Annotated in this window: 16 protein-coding genes; 13 read left to right on the top strand and 3 right to left on the bottom strand. The window is 66.4% G+C overall.

Features of this window, described 5'->3' with window-relative positions:
* Positions 1-245: 245 nt before the first annotated feature.
* The 3 genes from AC5P9W_RS18685 to fdnG are packed head-to-tail and all read right to left on the bottom strand — an operon-like array spanning position 246 to position 4,886.
* The gene (locus tag AC5P9W_RS18685; RefSeq protein ID WP_005410882.1) at positions 246-893 is read right to left on the bottom strand and encodes a formate dehydrogenase subunit gamma; all 648 of its coding nucleotides are present in this window, start codon (positions 891-893) and stop codon (positions 246-248) included.
* A complete protein-coding gene (fdxH, locus tag AC5P9W_RS18680) occupies positions 890-1,807 on the bottom strand; it encodes a formate dehydrogenase subunit beta (protein ID WP_206621360.1) in 918 nt (305 codons plus the stop codon). Before fdxH ends, AC5P9W_RS18685 begins: the two co-directional genes overlap by 4 nt.
* 10 nt (positions 1,808-1,817) lie before the next feature.
* A complete protein-coding gene (fdnG, locus tag AC5P9W_RS18675) occupies positions 1,818-4,886 on the bottom strand; it encodes a formate dehydrogenase-N subunit alpha (RefSeq protein WP_146256820.1) in 3,069 nt (1,022 codons plus the stop codon).
* Positions 4,887-5,177: 291 nt separating this feature from the next.
* Between fdnG and gmk the strand changes: the two genes are divergently transcribed.
* The 13 genes from gmk to AC5P9W_RS18610 all read left to right on the top strand — a co-directional run bounded on the left by gmk (position 5,178) and on the right by AC5P9W_RS18610 (position 21,272).
* A complete protein-coding gene (gmk, locus tag AC5P9W_RS18670; RefSeq protein ID WP_019661981.1) occupies positions 5,178-5,843 on the top strand; it encodes a guanylate kinase in 666 nt (221 codons plus the stop codon).
* A 110-nt stretch (positions 5,844-5,953) separates the two neighbouring features.
* A complete protein-coding gene (gene rpoZ / locus AC5P9W_RS18665; protein ID WP_005410877.1) occupies positions 5,954-6,253 on the top strand; it encodes a DNA-directed RNA polymerase subunit omega in 300 nt (99 codons plus the stop codon).
* A 105-nt stretch (positions 6,254-6,358) separates the two neighbouring features.
* The gene (locus tag AC5P9W_RS18660; RefSeq protein ID WP_010484045.1) at positions 6,359-8,521 is read left to right on the top strand and encodes a RelA/SpoT family protein; all 2,163 of its coding nucleotides are present in this window, start codon (positions 6,359-6,361) and stop codon (positions 8,519-8,521) included.
* Positions 8,522-8,698: 177 nt separating this feature from the next.
* Positions 8,699-9,085 (top strand): RidA family protein, encoded by a 387-nt coding sequence (locus AC5P9W_RS18655; protein ID WP_005410875.1) that lies wholly within the window; start codon positions 8,699-8,701, stop codon positions 9,083-9,085.
* Positions 9,086-9,092: 7 nt separating this feature from the next.
* Positions 9,093-11,204 (top strand): ATP-dependent DNA helicase RecG, encoded by a 2,112-nt coding sequence (gene recG / locus AC5P9W_RS18650; protein ID WP_495219393.1) that lies wholly within the window; start codon positions 9,093-9,095, stop codon positions 11,202-11,204.
* A 337-nt stretch (positions 11,205-11,541) separates the two neighbouring features.
* Entirely contained in the window at positions 11,542-12,480 is a 939-nt protein-coding gene (locus tag AC5P9W_RS18645) for a nucleoside hydrolase (protein WP_021203710.1), read from the top strand.
* 88 nt (positions 12,481-12,568) lie between these two features.
* Positions 12,569-12,811, top strand: a complete 243-nt coding sequence (locus AC5P9W_RS18640; protein ID WP_005410871.1) for a type B 50S ribosomal protein L31 — start codon at positions 12,569-12,571, stop codon at positions 12,809-12,811.
* Between the two features lie 296 nt (positions 12,812-13,107).
* Entirely contained in the window at positions 13,108-14,385 is a 1,278-nt protein-coding gene (locus AC5P9W_RS18635; protein WP_049453347.1) for a citrate synthase, read from the top strand.
* A gap of 291 nt (positions 14,386-14,676) precedes the next feature.
* Positions 14,677-15,744: a hypothetical protein gene (locus AC5P9W_RS18630; RefSeq protein ID WP_111098861.1), complete on the top strand. Its 1,068-nt coding sequence runs from the start codon at positions 14,677-14,679 to the stop codon at positions 15,742-15,744.
* Positions 15,745-16,094: 350 nt separating this feature from the next.
* Positions 16,095-16,457, top strand: coding sequence for a NirD/YgiW/YdeI family stress tolerance protein (locus AC5P9W_RS18625; protein WP_021203707.1), 363 nt, complete (start codon positions 16,095-16,097; stop codon positions 16,455-16,457).
* A gap of 398 nt (positions 16,458-16,855) precedes the next feature.
* Entirely contained in the window at positions 16,856-17,365 is a 510-nt protein-coding gene (locus tag AC5P9W_RS18620; RefSeq protein WP_021203706.1) for a CS1 type fimbrial major subunit, read from the top strand.
* Between the two features lie 50 nt (positions 17,366-17,415).
* Positions 17,416-20,142 carry a TcfC E-set like domain-containing protein gene (locus tag AC5P9W_RS18615; protein ID WP_495219392.1) on the top strand — a complete coding sequence of 909 codons (2,727 nt, stop codon included), beginning with the start codon at positions 17,416-17,418 and terminating at the stop codon, positions 20,140-20,142.
* On the top strand, positions 20,139-21,272 hold the full coding sequence (locus AC5P9W_RS18610; RefSeq protein ID WP_111098863.1) for a CblD like pilus biogenesis initiator family protein: 1,134 nt from the start codon (positions 20,139-20,141) through the stop codon (positions 21,270-21,272). Before AC5P9W_RS18615 ends, AC5P9W_RS18610 begins: the two co-directional genes overlap by 4 nt.
* Positions 21,273-21,282 lie beyond the last annotated feature (10 nt).

The raw sequence follows: 21,282 nt of genomic DNA, 5'->3' as shown, positions 1-21,282 counted from the left end.
GGTCTTGCCGTGTGCGCAGGACAGCGCACACGAGCAAGCGGCGACCGAGCTTACATGGGTGAGGGCGCTTTGCTTGCGAAGCACTGCTTCGCAAGCGCCCGAACGCACAGCCGCCAGCGGCTGGGCCGGGCCCCGGAGGGGTACTTGCAGCGTCCCCCGCAACCGGATCCACCCCGCCATCCCACGGATAGCCGCTGTTGCTGTTGCCTTGGCTTGAAGCGGGTGCAGGGCCGCAGGCCCTGCCGCTACCCCTCTTCCCGACGTCCGCGCAGGATGTCCCGGAACCACTGCCGGTGGTGCTTGTACGCCCACCCATAGGTCACCTTGCCCTGGGTCATCGCCCGCACCGAGCCCTTGATCCAGATCGCCGCATAGATGTGCACCACGATCGCGCACACCAGCACCCAGCCGAACAGCGCATGGGCCAGCACCGAGAAGCGGATCACCCCGATCGGGAAGAAGTGGCTGAAGTACTGCCGCCAGATCACGAAGCCGGTCAGCAGCAGCGCCGACAGGCAGCCGATGATGGCCCAGAACAGCAGCTTCTGGCCCGCATTGAAGCGGCCCACCGGCGGCAGCTTCTCATCTTCGTTGCGCAGCACATCGCGCATGCCGCGCATCCACGCGCGATCGTCAGCGGTCGGCAGATTGTCGCGCCACATGCGGAACGCCAGCAGTGCAAAGCCCACCACCATGGCCAGCCCGATGAACGGATGCAGGATGCGCGTCCAGGGGCCGCCACCGAACAGCTGGGTCAACGGGAACAGGGCAGGGTGGAACAGCGCCAGCCCGGACAGCGCGGTCAGCACGAAGCAGATCGCCACGATCCAGTGGTTGATGCGGGTCGGTGCGCGGTAGCGGATGATCTGGCGCGGGTGCGGGGCGTACTTCATGGCCGCTGCTCCTCTTCGATCTTCTTCGCCTCGTGCTCGGCTTCCTCTTCTTCCTCGTCATTGACCGTGTTGCGGCCGATGCCGATGTAATGCAGGAAGCCGGCGAAGGCGGTGGCGGCGATCGCCAGCACGCCCAGCGGCTTGGCCACGCCCTTCCAGACCTCCACCATCGGGCTGATGCGTGGGTCCTTGGGCAGATCGGCGTACAGCTCGGGCTTGTCCACATGCTGCAGCACGTACATCACGTGGGTGCCGCCGACGCCCTGCGGATCGTACAGGCCAGCATTCTCGTAGCCGCGCGATTTCAGGTCTTCCACGCGTCCGGCCGCGTGCTCGGTCATCGCCTGCTTGCTGCCGAAGGTGATCGCGCCGGTCGGGCAGGTCTTCACGCAGGCCGGTTCCTGGCCCACCGCCACCCGGTCCGAACACAGCGTGCACTTGTAGGCCTTGTGGTCCTTCCTGGAGATGCGCGGCACGTCGAACGGACAACCGGTCACGCAGTAGCCGCAGCCGATGCAGTTCTCTTCCTGGAAGTCGACGATGCCGTTGGCGTACTGGATGATGGCACCGGGCGACGGGCAGGCCTTCAGGCAGCCCGGATCGCTGCAGTGCATGCAGCCTTCCTTGCGGATCAGCCACTCCAGCTTGCCCTTCTCGTCCTCGTACTCGCGGAATTTCATCACCGTCCACGACTGTTCGCTCAGGTCGGGTGGGTTGTCGTAGCTGCCAACGCAGCTTCCGACCTCGTCGCGCAGATCGTTCCACTCCATGCAGGCGACCTGGCAGGCCTTGCAGCCGATGCACTTGCTCACATCGATCAGCTTGGCGACCTGGCCGGTGTGCGCACCACGCGCCTCCGGCGAGGGCGTGGTGGTGGCCGAGCGGCGGATGATGTCCAGCGATTGCAGTGACATGGCGTGTCTCCTACACCTTCTCGACCTTGACCAGGATGCACTTCGATTCGGGCGTCTGCGAGTTGCCGTCACCGATGGCGTTGGTCAGCGTATTGGCGATGTATCCGGGCTTGGCCGCACCGAGGAAGCCCCAGTGGATCGGCACGCCCACCTGGTGCACGGTCCGGCCATCGATCTGCAGGGCCTTGATGCGCTTGGTCACCATGGCGACCGCTTCGATGTGGCCGCGCTTGGAACTGACCCGCACGCGGCTGCCGTTGTTGATGCCCAGCTCGTCGGCCAACGCCGCGCCGATCTCGACGAACTGCTCGGGCTGGATGATGGCGTTGAGCTTGCCGTGCTTGGTCCAGAAGTGGAAATGCTCGGTCAGGCGGTAGGTGGTGGCCACATGCGGGAACTCGTCCGGCGAACCGATCTGTGCACGATCGCTGGCGAATACGCGCGCTGCCGGGTTGTTCAGCGTCAGTGCCTGGCCGGGGCTGAGCGGGTTGCTGCGCAGCGGGGTATCGAACGGTTCGTAGTGCTCCGGGAACGGGCCTTCGGCCATGCCGGCCTTGGCGAAGAAGCGGGCGATGCCTTCCGGGTTCATGATGAACGGGCCCATGCCACCGGCAGGATCTTCGTCGGCCTTGAAGTCCGGCACGTCCACGTTGCCCCAGTTCTTCCCGTTCCAGGCCAGCAGCGTGCGGCGCGGATCGAACGGTTGGCCGGCCACGTCGCACGAGGCGCGGTTGTACATCACGCGGCGGTTGGCCGGCCACGCCCAGGCCCAGCCCAGCGTGTTGCCGATGCCGGTGGGGTCGCTGTTGTCACGCCGCGCCATCATGTTGCCGGTCGGGCCCCAGGCACCGATGTAGATCCAGCAGCCGCAGGCGGTGCTGCCGTCGTCGCGCAGGTCGCCGAATGCGGCCAGCTGCTCGCCGGCCTTGCGCACCAGCCTGGTCGGGTCCTTCGGATCGAACACGTCGGCCAGCGCCTTGCCGTTGTATTCCATCGCCAGTTCTTCGGGCGTGGGTACCTCAGGGTTGGCGTAGTTCCAGGCCAGGTCGCGCACCGGCTCCCACCACGCACCGCCGTCCTTCTCGTACAACGCTTTGATGCGATGGAACAGCTCGGACATGATCTCGATGTCACTGCGTGCTTCGCCCGGTGGGTTGGCCCCCTTCCAGTGCCACTGCAGCCAGCGCGAGGAATTCACCACCGCGCCGTTCTCCTCGGCGAAGGAAGTGGTGGGCAGGCGGAACACTTCGGTCTGGATCGTGCTCGGGTCGACGTCGTTCAGTGCGCCGTGGTTCTGCCAGAAGGCGATGGTCTCGGTTTCCAGCGGGTCCATGCTGACCATGAACTTCAGCTTGGAGAACGCACTGATCAGCTTGCCCTTGTTCGGCGCCGAGGCCAGGGGGTTGAAGCCCTGGCAGATGTAGCCATGGATCTTGCCCTCGTTCATCAGCTCGTACGCCTGCAGCATGTCGTACGGCTTGTCCAGCTTGGGCAGGTAATCAAAGCACCAGTTGTTGTCGGCGGTGGCGGCGTCGCCCCACCACGACTTCATCAGGCTGACGTGGAACTTCGGGTAGTTCTGCCAGAACGACATCTGGTTGGCGCGCAGCGGCTTCTGCGTGCGCTTGGCGATGTAGGCGTCGTAGTCCTGTTCGTCCTGTTTCGGCAGCGTCAGGTAGCCGGGCAGCAGGTCGGACATCAGGCCGATGTCGGTCAGGCCCTGGATGTTGGAGTGCCCGCGCAGCGCGTTCATGCCACCACCGGCCACGCCGATGTTGCCCAGCAGCAGCTGCACCATGGTGCCGGCACGCACGTTCTGTGCGCCGATCGAGTGCTGCGTCCAGCCCAGCGCGTACAGGATGGTCATCGCCTTGTCCTTGACGGCGGTGGACGCGATCATGTCCCAGATCTGGCGGATGCTGTCGGCCGGCGTGCCGCAGATGCGTTCGACCATCTCCACGGTGTAGCGCGCGTAGTGCTGCTTGAGCAGGTTGTAGACGCAACGCGGGTCCTTCAGCGTCGGGTCGCTGCGCACGAAGCCATCGTCACCGTAGGCGTAGTCCCAGCTGGAGCGGTCGTAGCTGCGCTTCTCTTCGTTGTAGCCCGAATACAGGCCGTCCTTGAAGGCGAACTCGTCCTTCACCAGGAACGACATGTCGGTGTAGTTCAGCACGTACTCGTGCTGGATGCGGTCCTCGGTCAACAGGTAGTTGATCAGGCCCCCCAGGAACACGATATCGGTACCGGTGCGGATCGGCGCGTACACGTCGGCCACCGCGGCCGAGCGGTTGAAGCGCGGATCGACCACGATCAGCCGGGCCTTGTTGTGCGCCTTGGCCTCGGTCACCCATTTGAACCCGCACGGGTGTGCCTCGGCGGCATTGCCACCCATGATCAGGATCAGGTCGGCATTCTTGATGTCGACCCAGTGATTCGTCATCGCACCACGGCCTAGCGTCGGGGCAAGACCTGCCACCGTCGGGCCGTGTCAGACACGTGCCTGGTTGTCGAATGCCAACATGCCAAGGGAGCGGACGACTTTGTGGGTCAGCACCGCGGTTTCATTGCTGGTGGCCGAGGCCGCCAGCATGCCGGTGGTCAGCCAGCGGTTGACCGTCTGCCCGGCCTCGTTCTTCTGCACGAAGTTGGCGTCGCGGTCTTCCTTCATCAGCCGCGCGATACGGTCCAGCGCATCGTCCCAGCTCAGCCGCTTCCACTCGTTCGAGCCCGGCGCGCGGTACTCGGGGTAGAGCAGCCGCGACTTGCTGTGGATGATGTCGGCCAGGCCGGCCCCCTTCGGGCACAGCGTGCCGCGGTTCACCGGATGGTCCGGGTCGCCTTCGATATGGAAGATGCTCGGCTCGGCGTTCTTGGCGCCATCGCCGAGGCTGTACATCAGGATGCCGCAGGCCACCGAACAGTAGGTACAGGTGTTGCGGGTCTCGGTCGCGCGGGTCAGCTTGTACTGCCTGACCTCCGCGAGCGCGATGCCGGGCGCGAAGCCCATCAATGCCAGGCTGGAGCCGACCAGGGTTGTCCCGGTCACTTTCAGGAACTGGCGGCGGCTCATCGATGGCATGCCGTTCTCCTGGGATGGCGGGGAGGCACGGGCCTCCGGGCTGTCGTTGGGTACGGCCCGGTTATAGCACAGGCTCCCGCATACCCATGTGGCACAAGGCCCGGCGCCTGCCGGGCAGGCGCGCAAACGGGCGCCTCTGGTAAAGTTGCGTGCCCGCACCCCGGGGAAGCGTCTGCCGGGCCTGGTTCCAGGATGTTCCGCGCAGCCCCCGCCGTCCTGGCGCGATCCGCCGCGCCGGACCTGGAACACCGAGGAAAAAAGTTTGCGAAATCAAACCGTTGGATCCCCCGCATGAGCGCCCCGTCGAAGCCGTCGGACACCGTTGCGCGCGGCACGCTGTACATCGTGGCCGCCCCGTCTGGCGCCGGCAAGAGCAGCATCGTCAATGCCACCCTGGCGCGTGACCCGCAGATCGCCCTGTCGATTTCCTTCACCTCGCGCGCAATGCGCCCCGGTGAAGTGAATGGCCAGCACTACCACTTCGTCAGTGCCGAGAAGTTCGAGCAGATGATCGCCGCCGGCGACTTCTTCGAGCACGCCTGGGTGCACGGCGACTGGAAGGGCACGGCCCGGCAGTCGGTGGAGCCGCAGCTGGCCGCCGGCCAGGACGTGCTGCTGGAGATCGACTGGCAGGGCGCGCAGCAGGTGCGCCAGCTGGTGCCGGGCACGGTCACCGTGTTCATCCTGCCGCCGTCCAAGCAGGCCCTGCAGGACCGCATGCGCAAGCGCGGCCAGGACAGCGAAGCCGTCATCGCCCAGCGCCTGGGCGCGGCCCGGGACGAGATGCTGCACTTCAACGAGTTCGACTACGTCATCGTCAACGAGGTGTTCGACACTGCCGTGGACGAGCTGTGCGCCATCTTCACCGCCAGCCGCCTGCGACGGGAGGCCCAGAAGGTCCGCCACGCCAGCCTGATCCAGGCGTTGCTGACCCCCGATCCGGGTGCAACTGACTGATTCCAAAAGAATCGGGTGGGGGTTGGCTTGATTTTGTCCAGCTCCTGCCAGTACACTCCGTCCCCTTTCCCTCATTCGACTGAGCGGCCGACCGGTCGCCGGGAGCCCGTATGGCCCGCATCACCGTAGAAGATTGCCTGGAAGTCGTTAACAACCGTTTCGAACTGGTCATGATGGCATCCAAGCGTGCCCGCCAGCTCGCCAACGGCGTGCAGGCCACGCTGGACAACAGCGAGACCGAAGACAAGCCGACCGTGCTGGCGCTGCGCGAAATCGCCGCCCGCAAGATCGACAACGCGCTGATCGACGAAGTCGAGAAGGCCGAGCGTGAGCGCGCCGAGCGCGAAGCGCTGGAGTGGGCCGCCGCCGAAGTGGTCGCCGACGAAGACATGTCCAAGAACGACGATTGATCGCATCGATCAACGTCGTTGCTGGATCGCCGAACAGCCCGCCCCGTGCGGGCTGTTTCGCATTCAGGATTTGCCGTAAACGTCGCGCTGGAATAGGCTTCGGGCATGAACCCAGGCCCCACTGCCAAGGTCGCCGCAGCCCCCGCTGCCGCCGTACCCGACTACGTCCTCCAGCTTGAACGCGCCGCCCATTACCTGCCGCCGGAACAGCTGCCGCTGCTGCGCCGCGCCTGGGAAGTCGGAGCCGCCGCGCACGCCGGGCAGACGCGCAAGTCGGGCGAGCCCTATATCACCCATCCGGTGGCCGTGGCCCAGGTGCTGGCCGAGCTTGGCCTGGACGTGGAAGCGTTGATCGCGGCGATCCTGCACGACACCATCGAAGACACACCGCTGACCCGTGAGGCGCTGGCCGCCGAGTTCGGCGAAGCCGTGGCCGAGCTGGTCGACGGCGTGACCAAGCTGGACAAGCTGAAGTTCCGCGACCGCCAGGAAGCGGCCGCCGAGAGCTTCCGCAAGATGCTGCTGGCAATGTCGCGCGACCTGCGCGTGATCATGATCAAGCTGGCCGATCGCCTGCACAACATGCGCACGCTGGGCGCGCAGAGCCGCGAAGCGCGCGGCCGCATCGCCCGCGAGACGCTGGAGATCTACGCGCCCATCGCCCAGCGCCTGGGCATGAGCCTGGTCAAGAGCGAACTGCAGAACCTGGGCTTCAAGGCGCTGTATCCGTGGCGCCACGCGATCCTGGAAAAGCACATCCGCAGCCAGCCGGTGGTACGCCGTGAAGCGCTGGCACAGGTGGAAGTGCAGCTGTCGCAGCGGCTGGCGAAGGAAGGCATCGAGCATCGCCTGGTCAGCCGCATCAAGACGCCGTGGAGCATCTACAACAAGATGCGCGACGAGAACAAATCGTTCGACCAGGTGATGGACGTGTTCGGCTTCCGCCTGGTGGTGCGCAGCGTACCCAGCTGCTACCACGCGCTGGGTTCGGTGCATGCCACCTTCAAGCCGCTGGATGGCCGCTTCCGCGATTTCATCGCCATTCCCAAGGCCAACGGGTACCAGTCGCTGCACACCGTGCTGTTCGGGCCGTATGGCTCGCCGATCGAAGTGCAGATCCGCACCGAGGAAATGGACCTGATCGCCGAACGCGGTGTGGCCGCGCACTGGACCTACAAGTTCGGCGGCGATTCGCCCAACAGCGCACAGAGCCGTGCCCACGCGTGGATCGTCGAGCTGATCGACTCGCAGCGTGCCGCCGGGTCCTCGCTGGAGTTCCTCGACAACGTCAAGGTCGACCTGTTCCCGGACGAGGTCTACCTGTTCACGCCGAAGGGCAAGATCCTGGCCCTGCCGCGCAATTCCACCGCGCTCGATTTCGCCTACGCCGTGCATACCGACGTCGGCAACATGGCGGTGGCCTCCCGCGTGGACAAGAAACTGGTGCCGCTGCGCACCAAGCTGGTGTCGGGGCAGTCGGTGGAGATCATCACCGCACGCTCGGCCACGCCGAAACCGCAGTGGCTGGAATTCGTGGTCACCAGCAAGGCGCGCACTGCCATCCGCCACCAGCTCAAGCAGCTGGAGCACGAGGACGCCGTGCAGCTCGGCCACCGCATGCTCGACCGTGCGCTGGAGGCGATGGATTCGTCGCTGGAACGGTTGCCGAAGGGGCGCCTGGATGCGTTCCTGGCCGAGCATCGTTTCCCACGCCTGGAGGCGCTGCTGGCCGAGGTCGCACTGGGCAACTGGATGCCGACCCAGGCCGCGCAGGCGCTGATGGCCTACGCCGAACTGCGTGGCGGCCCGCATTCGCGCCACCACTCGCAGGAAAAGATCCTGATCAACGGCAGCGAGCGCGGCGTGGTCACCTTCGCCGGCTGCTGCCAGCCGATTCCCGGCGACGAGATCATGGGCTACCACACCGCCGGCAAGGGCATCGTGGTGCACCGCATGGACTGCCCGAACCTGGCCGAGCTGCGCAAGTCGCCCGAGCGCTGGGTGCCGATCGGCTGGGACACCACCGTTTCCGGCGACTACGACACTTCGCTGGTGGTGGAAGTAGAGAACGGCACCGGTGTGCTGGCGCAGCTGGCTGCTGCCATCGCGCAGAGCCATTCCAACATCGAGCGCGTGGACTACCTGGACCGCGACTTCAACGCCGCCGTGCTGGCGTTCAACATCCAGGTACGCGACCGCAACCATCTGGCCGAAGTGATGCGCCGTCTGCGCCGTCTGTCGGTCGTGCAGTCGGTACGCCGCCAGTAACGCGAACCCGGTAGTGCCGGCCGCTGGCCGGCAATTTCGCGGTGCTTCCGACGTTCATGAGGTTGCCGGCCAGCGGCCGGCACTACTGGAGCGGCGCGGTAGATCCACGCCATGCGTGGATGCACCCCCACCCGGTACAATCACCGCTCTGTTTTCCCCCAAGCACCGGAGCGACCCATGTCCCGCCAGATCATCAACACCGAAAAGGCCCCCGCTGCCATCGGCCCGTACTCGCAGGCCGTGCGCGCCGGCAACACCGTGTACTTCTCCGGCCAGATCCCGCTCGACCCGGCCACCGGCGACATCGTCGGCGCCGGTGACGTCGAAGCACAGGCCCGCCGCGCCTTCGACAACCTCAAGGCCGTGGCCGAAGCCGCCGGCGGCTCGCTGGACAAGGTCGTGCGCCTGGGCCTGTACCTGACCGACCTGGGCGAGTTCGCCAAGGTCAACGCGGTCATGCAGGACTACTTCCAGGCCCCGTACCCGGCCCGTTCCACCATCGAAGTCTCCGGCCTGCCGAAGGGCGCCAACTTCGAGGTCGACGCGGTGATGGTCATCGACTGACCGCCACGTGGCACGCAAGGCGGCGGTCACCCCGGTCCTGTCACCGTCCGGCGAAGCATCCCTGGCGATGCTCGCGGGCGTCGGTCCGGCCGTGGCCGCCAAACTGCAGGCGCGTGGCCTGGCCACCCTGCAGGATCTCTGGCTTCATCTGCCGCTGCGCTATGAAGACCGGACCCGGCTGACCCGCATCGAAGACCTGCGCAACGGCGTGCCGGCGCAGGTGGAAGGGCGGGTGGTCGCGGTCGAGCGCGGCATGCGCTACCGGCCGATGCTGAAAGTAGCGGTGGAAGACGAAGGGCAGGGCACCCTGGTGCTGCGCTTCTTCCATTTCCGCCAGCAGCAGGTCGGCCAGTTCGCGGTCGGCAACCGGCTGCGCTGCTTCGGCACGCCCAAGCCGGGCCACCTCGGCCTGGAAATCGTCCATCCCAGCTACCAGGTGCTGGGCCGCAACGACGATCCCGAACTCGGCGACCGCCTCGACCCGGTGTATCCCACCGTCGAAGGCGTGGGCCCGATGACGATGCGCAAGCTGATCGGCCAGGCGCTGGACCGCCTGCCGGAGGAAAGCACGCTGGAACTGCTGCCCAGCGGCTGGCTCGATGGCCTCGGCCTGCCGTCGCTGCGCAGCGCGCTGCTGACCGTGCACCGGCCGCCGCCCGATGCCGACCTGGCCGCGCTGGCGGCCGGCACTCATCCAGCGCAGCGTCGCCTGGCAATGGAAGAGCTGCTGGCCCACCACCTCAGCCTGCGTCGCCAGCGTATCGCGCTGCAGGCGCACCATGCACCGCCGCTGGCCGGCCCCGGCAAGCTGGCCAAGGCGCTGCTGAAGCAGCTGCCGTTCGCGCTCACCGGCGCGCAGGCGCGCGTGTTCAAGCAGATCCGTGAAGACCTCGCGCGGCCCAGCCCGATGCTGCGGCTGGTGCAGGGCGATGTCGGCTCCGGCAAGACCGTGGTCGCCGCATTGGCGGCGATGCTGGCGGTGGAGCAGGGCAAACAGGTTGCGCTGGCAGCACCGACTGAGCTGCTGGCCGAGCAACACCTCAACAACCTGCGCGGTTGGTTGGAACCGCTCGGCGTGCGCATCGCCTGGCTGGCCGGCAAGGTCACCGGCAAGGCGCGCGCCAAGGTGATGGAGCAGGTCGCCAGCGGCGAAGCGCAGGTGGTGGTGGGTACCCACGCGCTGATGCAGGAGGCGGTGGTGTTCCAGAATCTGGCACTGGCCATCGTCGACGAGCAGCATCGCTTCGGCGTGCATCAGCGACTGGCGCTGCGTGACAAGGGCGCGGGAGGCAACAGCGTGCCGCACCAGCTGGTGATGACCGCAACACCGATTCCGCGCACGCTGGCGATGTCCGAATACGCGGACCTGGATGTCTCGGCCATCGACGAACTGCCACCGGGCCGCACGCCGGTGCAGACCGTCGCACTGAACAATGACCGTCGCCCGGAGCTGATCGAGCGCATTGCGCTGGCCTGCCAGGAAGGGCGGCAGGTGTATTGGGTGTGCACGCTCATCGAGGAAAGCGAAGAGCTGGATGCAACCCCCGCGCAGGCCACTTACGAATCACTGCAGGCACTGCTGCCCGGCGTACGCGTCGGGCTGGTGCATGGCCGCCTGAAAGCCGCCGAAAAGCTGGCGACGATGGTGGCGTTCAAGGCGGGCGACATCGACCTGCTGGTGGCCACCACCGTGATCGAAGTGGGCGTGGACGTACCGAACGCCTCGTTGATGGTGATCGAGAACGCCGAACGCCTCGGCCTGGCCCAGCTGCACCAGCTGCGCGGCCGTGTTGGCCGCGGTTCGGCGGTGTCGCGCTGCGTGCTGTTGTACCAGGCACCGCTCTCGCAGATGGCACGCGAGCGCCTGCAGACCATGCGCGAAACCAACGATGGTTTCGTCATCGCCGAAAAAGATCTGGAGCTGCGTGGCCCCGGCGAACTGCTGGGTACGCGGCAGACCGGCCTGGCCGGCTTCCGCATCGCGGATCTGGCCCGCGACGCCGGCCTGCTGCCCGGCGTGCATGACCTGGCGGAGCGCCTGCTGGACCAGCAACCCGCGCTGGCTGATCGTGTGGTGCAGCGCTGGATCGGCACCGCCGTGCGTTACGCCTCGGCGTAAGTGCCGGGGGGCGGATCCCTTTGCACAGCAAAGGGCTCTAACCCCATTTCGGGGACGCACATCCACGCACGGCGTGGATCCACTGTAGAGCCGAGCCCACGCTCGGCTGCTGTGGGCGCTGCGCGCGGGAGTTGAGCATGGCCCGACTCTACAGAGAGCTCTTCCCCGCCATCCGCGGGAAACCCGCTTTTGACGTTGCTGTTGAAGTTGCCGGCCAGCGGCCGGCACTACCGCTTCGGCGGGTGCAGGGCGCAGCCCTGCCAGAACCCCAACACCCCGTACTTGCAACGGTCATCATCCCGGTCCACACTTCGTTGCCGATCTGAAGACGGCAACGATGACCCACAAGATCCCGCTGTTGATCGACACCGACCCCGGTGTGGACGACGCCCTGGCCCTGCTGATGGCCTTCGCCGATGAACGGCACGACGTGGTCGCCCTGACCATCGCCGCCGGCAATGTCGGCCTCGAGTACACCGTTCGCAACGCCCTCAAGCTCTGCGACATCGTCGGCCGCGCCGACGTGCCGGTGTTTGCCGGCAGCCCGGATCCGCTGCTGCATCCCTCCGTCGACGCTGCCCACGTGCATGGCCGTGACGGCTACGGCGACGTGGACCTGCCGCCGCCCAGCCGCCAGGCCGAAGCCGAGCACGCCGCACTGGCCATCCTGCGCCTGTCGCACGAGCACGCCGGCGAACTGATGCTGGTGATGCTGGGCCCGCTGACCAACCTTGCCCTGGCACTGAAGCTGGACCCGACCCTGCCCGAGCGCATCAAGCGCATCGTGGTGATGGGCGGCGCGGTCACCTGCCACGGCAACATCACCCCGGCGGCCGAATTCAACATTGCGTTCGACCCGGAAGCGGCGCACGTGGTGTTCACCTCGTTCAAGCACCTGCTGGTGTCGGACTGGGAGGCCACCGTCGCCCATGGCCTGCCGCTGCAGGACGCCGAGAAGTGGCTGCAGGCCGATTCCGATCGCGCCCGCTTCTACGAGTTGATCTCGCGCAAGACCCGGGGCCTGTCCGAAGACAGCAAGGGCGGCCGCTGGTACACCGCCGATGCGGTGGCCATGGCCTGGGCGCTGAACCCCGAAGGGCAGCTGCGGGTCGAGTCGCGCCCGCTGAACGTGGAGCTGAACGGCACGTTCAGTCGCGGCGCCACCATCGTCGACTGGAACCGCCAGACCGGCCAGCCGGACAACTGCGATCTGCTGATGGCCTACGACCAGCAGCGTTTCGAGGCCCTGGTGCGCCAGGCCCTGGGCGCGGACTGACGTCCATTACCCGGCACCGGTTGCCCCGGGCGGCAACCGGTGCTTATAATGCCGCTCTTGACCACCAGCCCATTTACGGTGTGAGCCCATGAAGGCCGATATCCATCCGAACTACCGCGACGTCGTCTTCCATGACGTCACCTCCGATTTCAAGATCCTGACCCGCTCGACCATGGCGACGAAGGAAACCATCCAGTGGGAAGACGGCAACGAATACCCGCTGGTCAAGGTTGAAATTTCCTCGGCTTCGCACCCGTTCTACACGGGCAAGCACAAGGTCATCGACACCTCGGGCCGTATCGACAAGTTCCAGAAGCGCTACGCGCGCTGATCTGTCGATCCAGCTTCGAACCAACGGCCGCGCTCTGCGCGGCCGTTTGTTTTTCCCCAACGCCAACCCAACGGGCGTTTGGATGGACGGAACACTGCGTTCGCGTGACAACGCTTTTGCCGATCCGGGCCGCTCAACGGCCGGCGTCTGGCTGCCTGTCGTATACGACTTCTGTCTAGCGCCGGGCAAATGCTGCTGTGCGATAATGACCTGATCCCCGGCACAGGCCGAGGACGTCATTCACGTGCCTGACCAATGCGCTTGGGCAGGCGCCTTCCCATGAAGGAGCGCACACAGTGTCCGATCTTGATCAGGTCACGCTCAACGCCGGCGACAAGTCGGTCGTTCTGCCCGTCATCAAACCCACCCTTGGCAACGACTGCGTCGACATCGCGAAGCTGACCAAGGAAACGGGGTATTTCACCTACGATTCCGGCTTCACCGCGACGGCCAGCTGCAAGTCCGCCATCACCTACATCGACGGCGACAAGGGCGTGCTGCTGTACCGCGGCTACCCGATCGAACAGCTGTCGGAAAAGTCGAGCTACGTCGAAGTGGCCTACCTGCTGATCAACGGCGAGCGCCCGAGCGCCGAGCAGCTGAAGGCCTTCACCGATGAGCTGACCGCCGAAGCCAACGTCGATGAGTCGATCAACACCCTGATCGGCAGCTTCGCCAAGGATGCCCACCCGATGGCCATCCTGGCCGCTGCGATCGCGCAGCTGTCGGCCATCTATCACGACTCGCTGGACCTGTCCGACGCCGAACAGCGCCGCCAGGCCGCCGTGCGCCTGATCGCCAAGGTGCCGACCCTGTCGGCGCTGATCTACCGCCACGGCAAGGGCCTGCCGGCCAACAAGCCGGACACCTCGCTGGACTACGTCAGCCGTTTCCTGAAGCAGACCTTCGAGTCGGCTGACGGCCAGTACGATCTGAACCCGGACGTGGTCAAGGCGCTGGACCTGCTGTTCATCCTGCACGCCGACCACGAGCAGAACGCCTCGACCTCGACCGTGCGCCTGGTCGGTTCGACCGGTGCCAACCCGTACGCGTCGGTCGCTGCGGGCGTCACCGCGCTGTGGGGTCCGGCCCACGGCGGTGCCAACGAAGCCGTGCTGAAGATGCTGGAAGAAATCGGCACTGCCGACAACGTCGAGTCTGCCGTGGTCAAGGCCAAGGACAAGACCTCCGGCTTCCGCCTGATGGGCTTCGGCCACCGCGTCTACAAGAACTTCGACCCGCGCGCCAAGGTCATCGGCGAGATGACCAGCAAGGTGCTCAAGCAGCTGGGCGTGCAGGATCCGCTGCTGGACGTGGCCGTGAAGCTGGAGCAGGCCGCGCTGCAGGACGAGTACTTCGTCGCCCGCAAGCTGTACCCGAACGTCGATTTCTACAGCGGCATCATCTACAAGGCGCTGCAGATCCCGACCGAGATGTTCACCGTCATGTTCGCCCTGGGCCGTACCTCCGGCTGGGTGTCGCATTGGCTGGAACAGCAGGTCGACCCGGAAATGAAGATCGGCCGTCCGCGCCAGGTCTACACCGGCAGCGACGTGCGCGACTACCAGGGCTGATCGCCCGCGTAGGTTGTGCCGAGAACGCCCCGCATCCGCGGGGCGTTTTTTTTGCGCGGACCTGGTAGGTGCGGACCGTTGGTCCGCACGATTTCGGCGCCCGCGAAAAATCATCCACGCATGGCGTGGATCTACCACCGCATCCGCCTTCGGTAGGTGCCAACCTTGGTTGGCACGCGCTTCACCGCGCCAAGACCGCGTGATTCAAGGGTCTCACCAGCTTCACAAGCGCTCGCGCAGCCTCAGGACGCCAGCTGCATCCGCAGCACCTGAAATGGAGCGTCCATCCCGATGAGCACCCGATTCGACCCACCCGAGCGCGACCCGCTTGGTCCCGACGTCGCCACTGTCGTCACCGCCCCCATCGTTACCCCTCCCAGCGAAAGCGCCGTGTCCTGGGGCGCGATCTTCGCCGGTGCCGCCGCTGCCGCTGCGCTCTCCCTCATCCTGCTGATCCTGGGCGTTGGCCTCGGCCTCTCCTCGGTGTCGCCGTGGTCATTCGAAGGCGTCAGCAAGGAAACCTTCGGCTGGTCCAGCATCGCCTGGCTCACCTTCACCGCACTGGCCGCCTCGGGCCTGGGTGGCTACCTCGCCGGCCGCCTGCGCACCAAGTGGACGCAGATCCATGGCGATGAAACCTATTTCCGCGACACCGCACACGGCTTCGTATCGTGGGCGGTGGCCACGCTGCTGACTGCGGGCCTGCTCACCTCCGCCATCGGTGGCGTGCTGGGCGCCGGTGCAAAGGTGGCGGGCGCCACCGCAGGCGCTGCCGCATCCACGGCCGGTGTTGCCGCTGCGGGCGCCGCCAGCACTGCCGCCGCGGCTCCGGAAGGCGACCTCAACTACTGGGTCGATTCGCTGTTCCGCAGCACCACCAGCGCAGGGCCGTCTGCTCCTGCAGCGCCGCCGCCGGGTGCACCGATGGATCCGAATGCCCCCCCGCCGCCGCCGGCCGCAAGCGTCGGCCCACGCGACGCGCGCATGGGCCCGCCGCCGCGCCCGATGCAGGGCAACGGCCCGATGGGCGACCGCCGCGAAGTCCGCGCCGAAGTGAACCGCATCATCGTCAACAGCCTGCAGGGCGATGGCTTGGATCCGGCCGACACCCAGTACCTGTCGCAGCTGATCGCGCGCGAAACCGGCATGAGCCAGGCCGAAGCGCAGGCCCGTGTGATCGATGTGCAGACGCGCATGCGTGCAGCGCTGGAGAAGGCGAAGAGCACCGCCAAGCAGGCGGCCGACGATGCCCGCAAGGCAGCAGCGTATGCCGCGCTGTGGCTGTTCATCACCTTGCTGATCGGCGCGTTCTTCGCCAGCCTCAGCGCCACCTGGGGCGGCCGCCGCCGCGACCTGTAACCCGCCTACCGTGCAAGGAGACCTGCCATGAAAATGATTCTGCTCTGGCTGTTGGGCGTGCCGATCCCGCTGCTGATCCTGTACGCGATCTTCTTCTGATCGCGCGCCAACGCGATGTCTTATCGGGCCGCCGAAAGGCGGCCTGATATCTGTAGAGTCGAGCCACGCTCGACTCCCGCGCGCAGCGCGGACAGCAGCCGCGCCCGGGCGCGGTTCCACAGGGACTCGCTTCAGGATCTGAATGCATTCTGACAATGGATGTCGCGTTCACATCTTTTCGGATCTATTGCATGGGCATCACATGGAGGGCGATAGAACCTGAGGGTACTCATCCCTCCACGGAGAACACCATGAACCGACTGCTTGCCATCGCCCTCATCGCCACGCCGCTTGCCCTGCTGAGCCCGCAGGCCTTTGCGCAGTACACCGGACCAGGCGCGGGAACGGCTGCCAGCACCGTCGCCGACGCACGCGCGCAGCGCGATGACCATCCGGTGGTGCTGCGTGGCACCCTCATCTCCAAGATCGGGGACGAACGCTACCAGTTCCGTGATGCCAGCGGCCAGATCGAAGTCGAGATCGATGACGAAGACCTGCCGCCGCAGGCCATTGGCGCCGACACCGTGGTCGAGCTGCGTGGCAAGGTCGACACGCATCGATTCAAGCCGACCGACATCGATGTCGATCACGTCACCGTGGTGCCCGCAGGTTGAAGCGAACGGCAGCCGCGCATGGGCCCGGCGCCACAGTAGATCCACGCCATGCGTGGATGACGTCAAAACGACCGGAAAAGCTGTCTGTAGAGTCGAGCCATGCTCGACTCGCACGTATGGTGCGAACAGCCGTCGAGCACGGCTCGACTCTACAAATGCGAAGCAATGAGGTTTATTGCATTCAAGCAGTGAGGGGAATTGCATAGCCCTCAAACATTGAACACCTTCAAGAATTCTCCTTAACGTTCCACGTTTTAGGAATGCTTGAATAGTCTGCATGGCAATGGATTCCTAACATTCTCTCCGTCGCCCGCAACCACCTCTGCGGGCGGCGCCTCCCTCCCTTTCTCCTTAGGGGAGGGGGGCTTTCATATTCCCCCTGTCCGAGAGAGACACCCATGCACGCCATTATCAAGAAGGCCGCGCTCGCTGCAGCGCTGGCCACTGCTTCGCTGTCCGCGCACGCCGTGGAAACCAAGATCTCCGTCTACGCCGACGTCGACCCGACCCTGGCGCTGCTGCGCGATGACGGCACGCCGCTGCCGGACATGGTCACCCTCACCCACGACCCGCTGCGCGGCCTGATTCCGAACACGCAGCGCGTGCGCATCCACTCCAACGATGAAACCGCGGATATCGAAGCCCGCATCGATGGCAGCTTCTTCCTGGCCAACGAGACCGGCGCCGTGACCGTGCCGATGACCATCAGCCTGAACAACCGCGCGCTGGGTGCAGCCGCCATCGAGTACAAGGCAACTGACCTGTTCAACGGTGCGGGCTCGACCCCGGGCGCCTCGATCTCGATGCCGCTGACCATCGCACAGACCACGCCGGCGCCGATCCTCACCAAGGGCGCGTACAGCGGCCTGGTCAACGTCGTGCTGAACCAGAAGGCGGCTACGCCGTAATCCCCCGCGCCGGCCCGCATCCCGGGCCGGCCGCTTGCAGCGGTGCCCCCATGACCCTACACGCCCCCGCCGTCACCCGGCTGGCGGTCGCGCTCGCCCTGGCGTTGTCCACTCCGCTGGCGGCCGCGCGCGGCGTCCCGCCCGGTTTTGAAGATCTGGTCGAAGGCCAGACCGAACAACTCGACATCCAGCTGTTCGGCCGCTCGGCCGGGCTGTCGCCGGTGCGCGTGACCCTGGAGCACGTGCAGCTGGAAGATCCCGCGCGCGTGCTGCAGGCACTGGACCTGACTGCCGAGGCGCAGGCCGCCCTGCTGCCTGCGCTGTCGCAGCCGCTGCCGCGCAACAGCCATCTGGCATGCCGCTTCGGTGGTGCCAGCGCCGGCTGCGGCTACATCGATCCGCCGGAAGCTCCCGACGAGGTGCGCGCGCTGTATGACGAAGGCGAGGGCGCGGTGCGCTTGTTCGTGGCGCGCCGGTGGATTCCCGGCAAGCCTGCCGCCGAGCGTTTCCACACGGTCACCGCCAATGCCGAGAACGCGTTCCTGCATCAGCAGACGCTCAACCTCAGTGGTGGCCGTGACTACCAGTCGCTGTCGGCACGCGGCGTCGGCACGCTGGGCCTGTTCGATCGCGGCCACCTGTCGGCCGAGTGGTACTACAACCAGCAGCGCTATCGCAGCCACAGCGACGACGATTTCCAGTTCGACAACGTCTATTACCGCCACGACCTGGGGCCGGCGCACTACCTGCAGGCCGGGCGCATGGACCGCCGCAACCTGTCCAGCCCGCAGGGCGGCACCTTCAGCTTCAGCATGCTGCCGCTGGACCGCTTCCAGGGCGCACGCCTGGGTACCACCCAGGCCTATGTGGACACCGACGCGGCGGTGCAGGCCAGCCCACTGACCGTGCTGCTGGCGCGCGATGCGCGGGTGGACGTGTTCGATGGCGAGCGCCTGCTGCAGACCTTCTACCTGCAGGCCGGCATCAACCAGATCGACACCCGCAATTTCCCGTTCGGCAACTACCTGGTCCGCATGCGCATCTACGAGGACGGTGTGCTGGTGCGCACCGAGGAGGCGCCCTTCGACAAGGGCGGCGACTGGACCAACAGCCAGTGGCAATGGTTCGTGCAGGGTGGCCACCGCAATGAGCGCCGCAGCGATGCGTTCGATGGCGAGCGCATCGCGATGGCCGGCGTGCGCGTGCCGCTGGGCCGCGACGCGGCCATGACCGCCGGTGCCGCCACGTTCGGCGGGCACCGCTACGGCGAGCTGCGCCTGGACCTGCGCCGGGTGATGGCCACGCAGGAAGTACGCGCCACCTTCAGCGGCATGCGCGGCAGCGACGGCAGCAACGGGCAGCAGCACCAGCTGTCGTACCGGCGCACGGCGTCGTGGAATCTCTACCAGCAGCGCATGCGTGGCAAGGCCTGCCAGTTCGAGGCCGAGGCGCGCGACCAGCTGGGCTGCACCAACGCGCTCAGTGGTTCGATGTCGCTGCCGCTGGCGGGCGGCAATGTTTACGTGGGCTACACCCGGCGCCAGACCTGGCGCACCGGCTGGCACCGGCCAGAGTTCGAGCAGGATCCGTTGTTCGGGCTTGAGCCGCTGTTGCCGCCGGGGCCGTTGGAACCGCGCCGCGAGCCGCTGCTCAGCCGCACCTGGCAGGCCAGCTTCAGCCGCAGCCATCGCTGGCAGGATTTCAGCGTCTCCACGCGCGTGGGCGTGTGGCGGCAGAACAGCACCGACAGCGTGCGTGGCAGCACCGAGCGCGACCGTGGCATCTACGTCAACCTCAGCCTGAGCCGCCGGCACCGCAGCGCTGCCGGTGATGGGCAGCGCCGCTATGCCGTGGATGTGCGCCAGCCGCAGCATCAGCGCCCGGCGATCGACTACAGCGTCGGCCAGAGCCTGCGCCAGGAACTGGATACACAGTACCGCGAGCTGTCCGGCGAGCTGCGCGCCAACAACAACGAGCGCTACAGCGCTTCACTGGGTGGCCAGCTGCAGAATGGCGTCGGCCACACCAGCGCCAGCGTGGCGCGCTACCAGCAGCGTGGCCGCAGCGAAACCGGCTACAGCGGCGCACACAGTTCCGGCTTCGCGCTCGGCCGTCGCGGCTTCTACTGGAGCGGTGCCAACGGCGCCGATGCCGGCCTTGCCGTGCAGGTGGCCGATACCGACGACGCCGACCTGCGCGGCGTGGCCGCCGAACTGCAGGTGGGCGGGCTGCGCAGGCAACGCCTGCAGATCGGCGAACGCCGGCTGCTGCCGCTGCCGGCCTATCAATCGCAACGTGCCGAAGTGCAGGACGCCAGCACGCTGGACAGCATCGCCGCCATCCGCGTGACCGGCGTGGGCGGTGCACGGCCGATGTTCCTCACGCCCGGCAAGCTGATGCGCATGCCGGTGCCGATCGAAGTGACCTACACCTTCATCGGCCATGCCCGCGACCTGGCTGGTGCGCCGCTGGGCGGCGCCCGCATTCTCAACGCGCCGGTGCCCGGCACCAGCGCCAACGGCGGCTTCGTCGCCGATTTCCCGCGTCGCGAAACGACGCTGTACCTGTTGCAGGACGACCGCCTGCTGCACTGCCCGCTGCAGGTGCGCGAGCGCCGCCAGGTGGTGCTGCTGGTCGGCGCCGTGCACTGCGAGCCGCTGGCCGTGGCCCAGCTGCCGGCCGAGATCCGCCAGCAGGCCCGCGTGACCCGGCTGCTGCAGGAACGCGCGTTGATTGCCGCCACGCCCCGGACCGCTGCTGCAGGAGGTACGCCATGAACCGGCGTTGGATGTTCGTGTTGATGCTGGTGTGTGCGCTCGTGCTGGTGATGCCGCGGGCGTGGGCGCAGTGGCCGCCGGAAACGCATCCGGCCGACCAGAGCCGGGACATCGTGATGAGCTGGGATCGCTCGGCGGTACCCGGTGATGTGGAGTTGTGGGCGCCGCGGACGGTGCTGGGATTCAGTCACGACCTGGCGCTGAAGTATGGGCAGATCCATGTGGTTTGTGAGTCTGCTTCAGATAGTGAATTCGGTCGGTGCCCGACGGAAGGAGATTCATCGATAGTTAGCGGGCCGTCCGAAGTCGCCTTGCGGCTTGTAGAGATCCGGACCGGCCTGCAGGCAGAGCTTCGGCTGCTCGGAAGCCTTCAGAGAATACTGAACGACTGGACTTGCAGCCCGGACTACTGGGATAGCAGTCAGCGTGCGCTCTATGAAGCGTTCTATTACACCTGTGGTATCGATCAGCCAATCGGTACGGGTGCGAGGCTTGCGCTTCCACCATCAGAACTGGCGCGCCTCGTAGCAGGTCACTGGAAAGCCACGATGCGCCTGAACATCAAGGCCGACCCCGCCGCAGCACCCGTCGCCACAGCCACCTTCAACTTCGATTTCACCGTCACCGACTACGACGCGATCTCGATCTACTTCCCGACCTTCGACACCGTCGCGCCGCTGGTCAATCTCGATCTGCGCTACGACCCCATCCAGAAGGTGGTGGGTGGCAGGAAACAACTGGACATGTGCCTGTACGACGGCCTGGGTTCGCAGAGCGAATACCTCGACGTCACGGTTCGCGACAGCGGTCCACGCCCACCTGCGGGATCGGACTTCTCGCTCTGGCACCGCGATGGCGGCAGCGATGCCAGCCAGCGCCTGGACTACCGCGTCCACCTGGACTACGGCGGCCACCGCCTGGCGATGAAGCACAACGTCAAGCAGCAGCTGCGCGGCATCGACAGCGCACAGCTGCGGCTGGTGATGCTGCCGGGCATCAGCCAGCCGGTGTACTGCGTGCCCACGCCGCTGACCCTGGAAACACCGCCTACCCCTATCGCCAGCCAGCGCCCCGGCCTGTACGAGGGCGAGCTGACCGTGGTGCTCGATGTCCCCACTGCCAAACCCTGATCCCGAGGAG

It is taken from the genome of Stenotrophomonas sp. YJH_SMC_33 (assembly GCF_059372295.1).
This window is presented reverse-complemented; position numbering and strand designations above follow the sequence as displayed.

What these genes read in the sequence shown, in the direction of transcription:
- AC5P9W_RS18685 (WP_005410882.1), bottom strand. Translation starts at nt 893, where the DNA reads ATGAAGTACGCCCCGCACCCGCGCCAGATCATCCGCTACCGCGCACCG.
- fdxH (WP_206621360.1), bottom strand. Translation starts at nt 1,807, where the DNA reads ATGTCACTGCAATCGCTGGACATCATCCGCCGCTCGGCCACCACCACG.
- gmk (WP_019661981.1), top strand. Translation starts at nt 5,178, where the DNA reads ATGAGCGCCCCGTCGAAGCCGTCGGACACCGTTGCGCGCGGCACGCTG.
- rpoZ (WP_005410877.1), top strand. Translation starts at nt 5,954, where the DNA reads ATGGCCCGCATCACCGTAGAAGATTGCCTGGAAGTCGTTAACAACCGT.
- AC5P9W_RS18660 (WP_010484045.1), top strand. Translation starts at nt 6,359, where the DNA reads ATGAACCCAGGCCCCACTGCCAAGGTCGCCGCAGCCCCCGCTGCCGCC.
- AC5P9W_RS18655 (WP_005410875.1), top strand. Translation starts at nt 8,699, where the DNA reads ATGTCCCGCCAGATCATCAACACCGAAAAGGCCCCCGCTGCCATCGGC.
- AC5P9W_RS18645 (WP_021203710.1), top strand. Translation starts at nt 11,542, where the DNA reads ATGACCCACAAGATCCCGCTGTTGATCGACACCGACCCCGGTGTGGAC.
- AC5P9W_RS18640 (WP_005410871.1), top strand. Translation starts at nt 12,569, where the DNA reads ATGAAGGCCGATATCCATCCGAACTACCGCGACGTCGTCTTCCATGAC.
- AC5P9W_RS18630 (WP_111098861.1), top strand. Translation starts at nt 14,677, where the DNA reads ATGAGCACCCGATTCGACCCACCCGAGCGCGACCCGCTTGGTCCCGAC.
- AC5P9W_RS18625 (WP_021203707.1), top strand. Translation starts at nt 16,095, where the DNA reads ATGAACCGACTGCTTGCCATCGCCCTCATCGCCACGCCGCTTGCCCTG.
- AC5P9W_RS18620 (WP_021203706.1), top strand. Translation starts at nt 16,856, where the DNA reads ATGCACGCCATTATCAAGAAGGCCGCGCTCGCTGCAGCGCTGGCCACT.
- AC5P9W_RS18615 (WP_495219392.1), top strand. Translation starts at nt 17,416, where the DNA reads ATGACCCTACACGCCCCCGCCGTCACCCGGCTGGCGGTCGCGCTCGCC.
- AC5P9W_RS18610 (WP_111098863.1), top strand. Translation starts at nt 20,139, where the DNA reads ATGAACCGGCGTTGGATGTTCGTGTTGATGCTGGTGTGTGCGCTCGTG.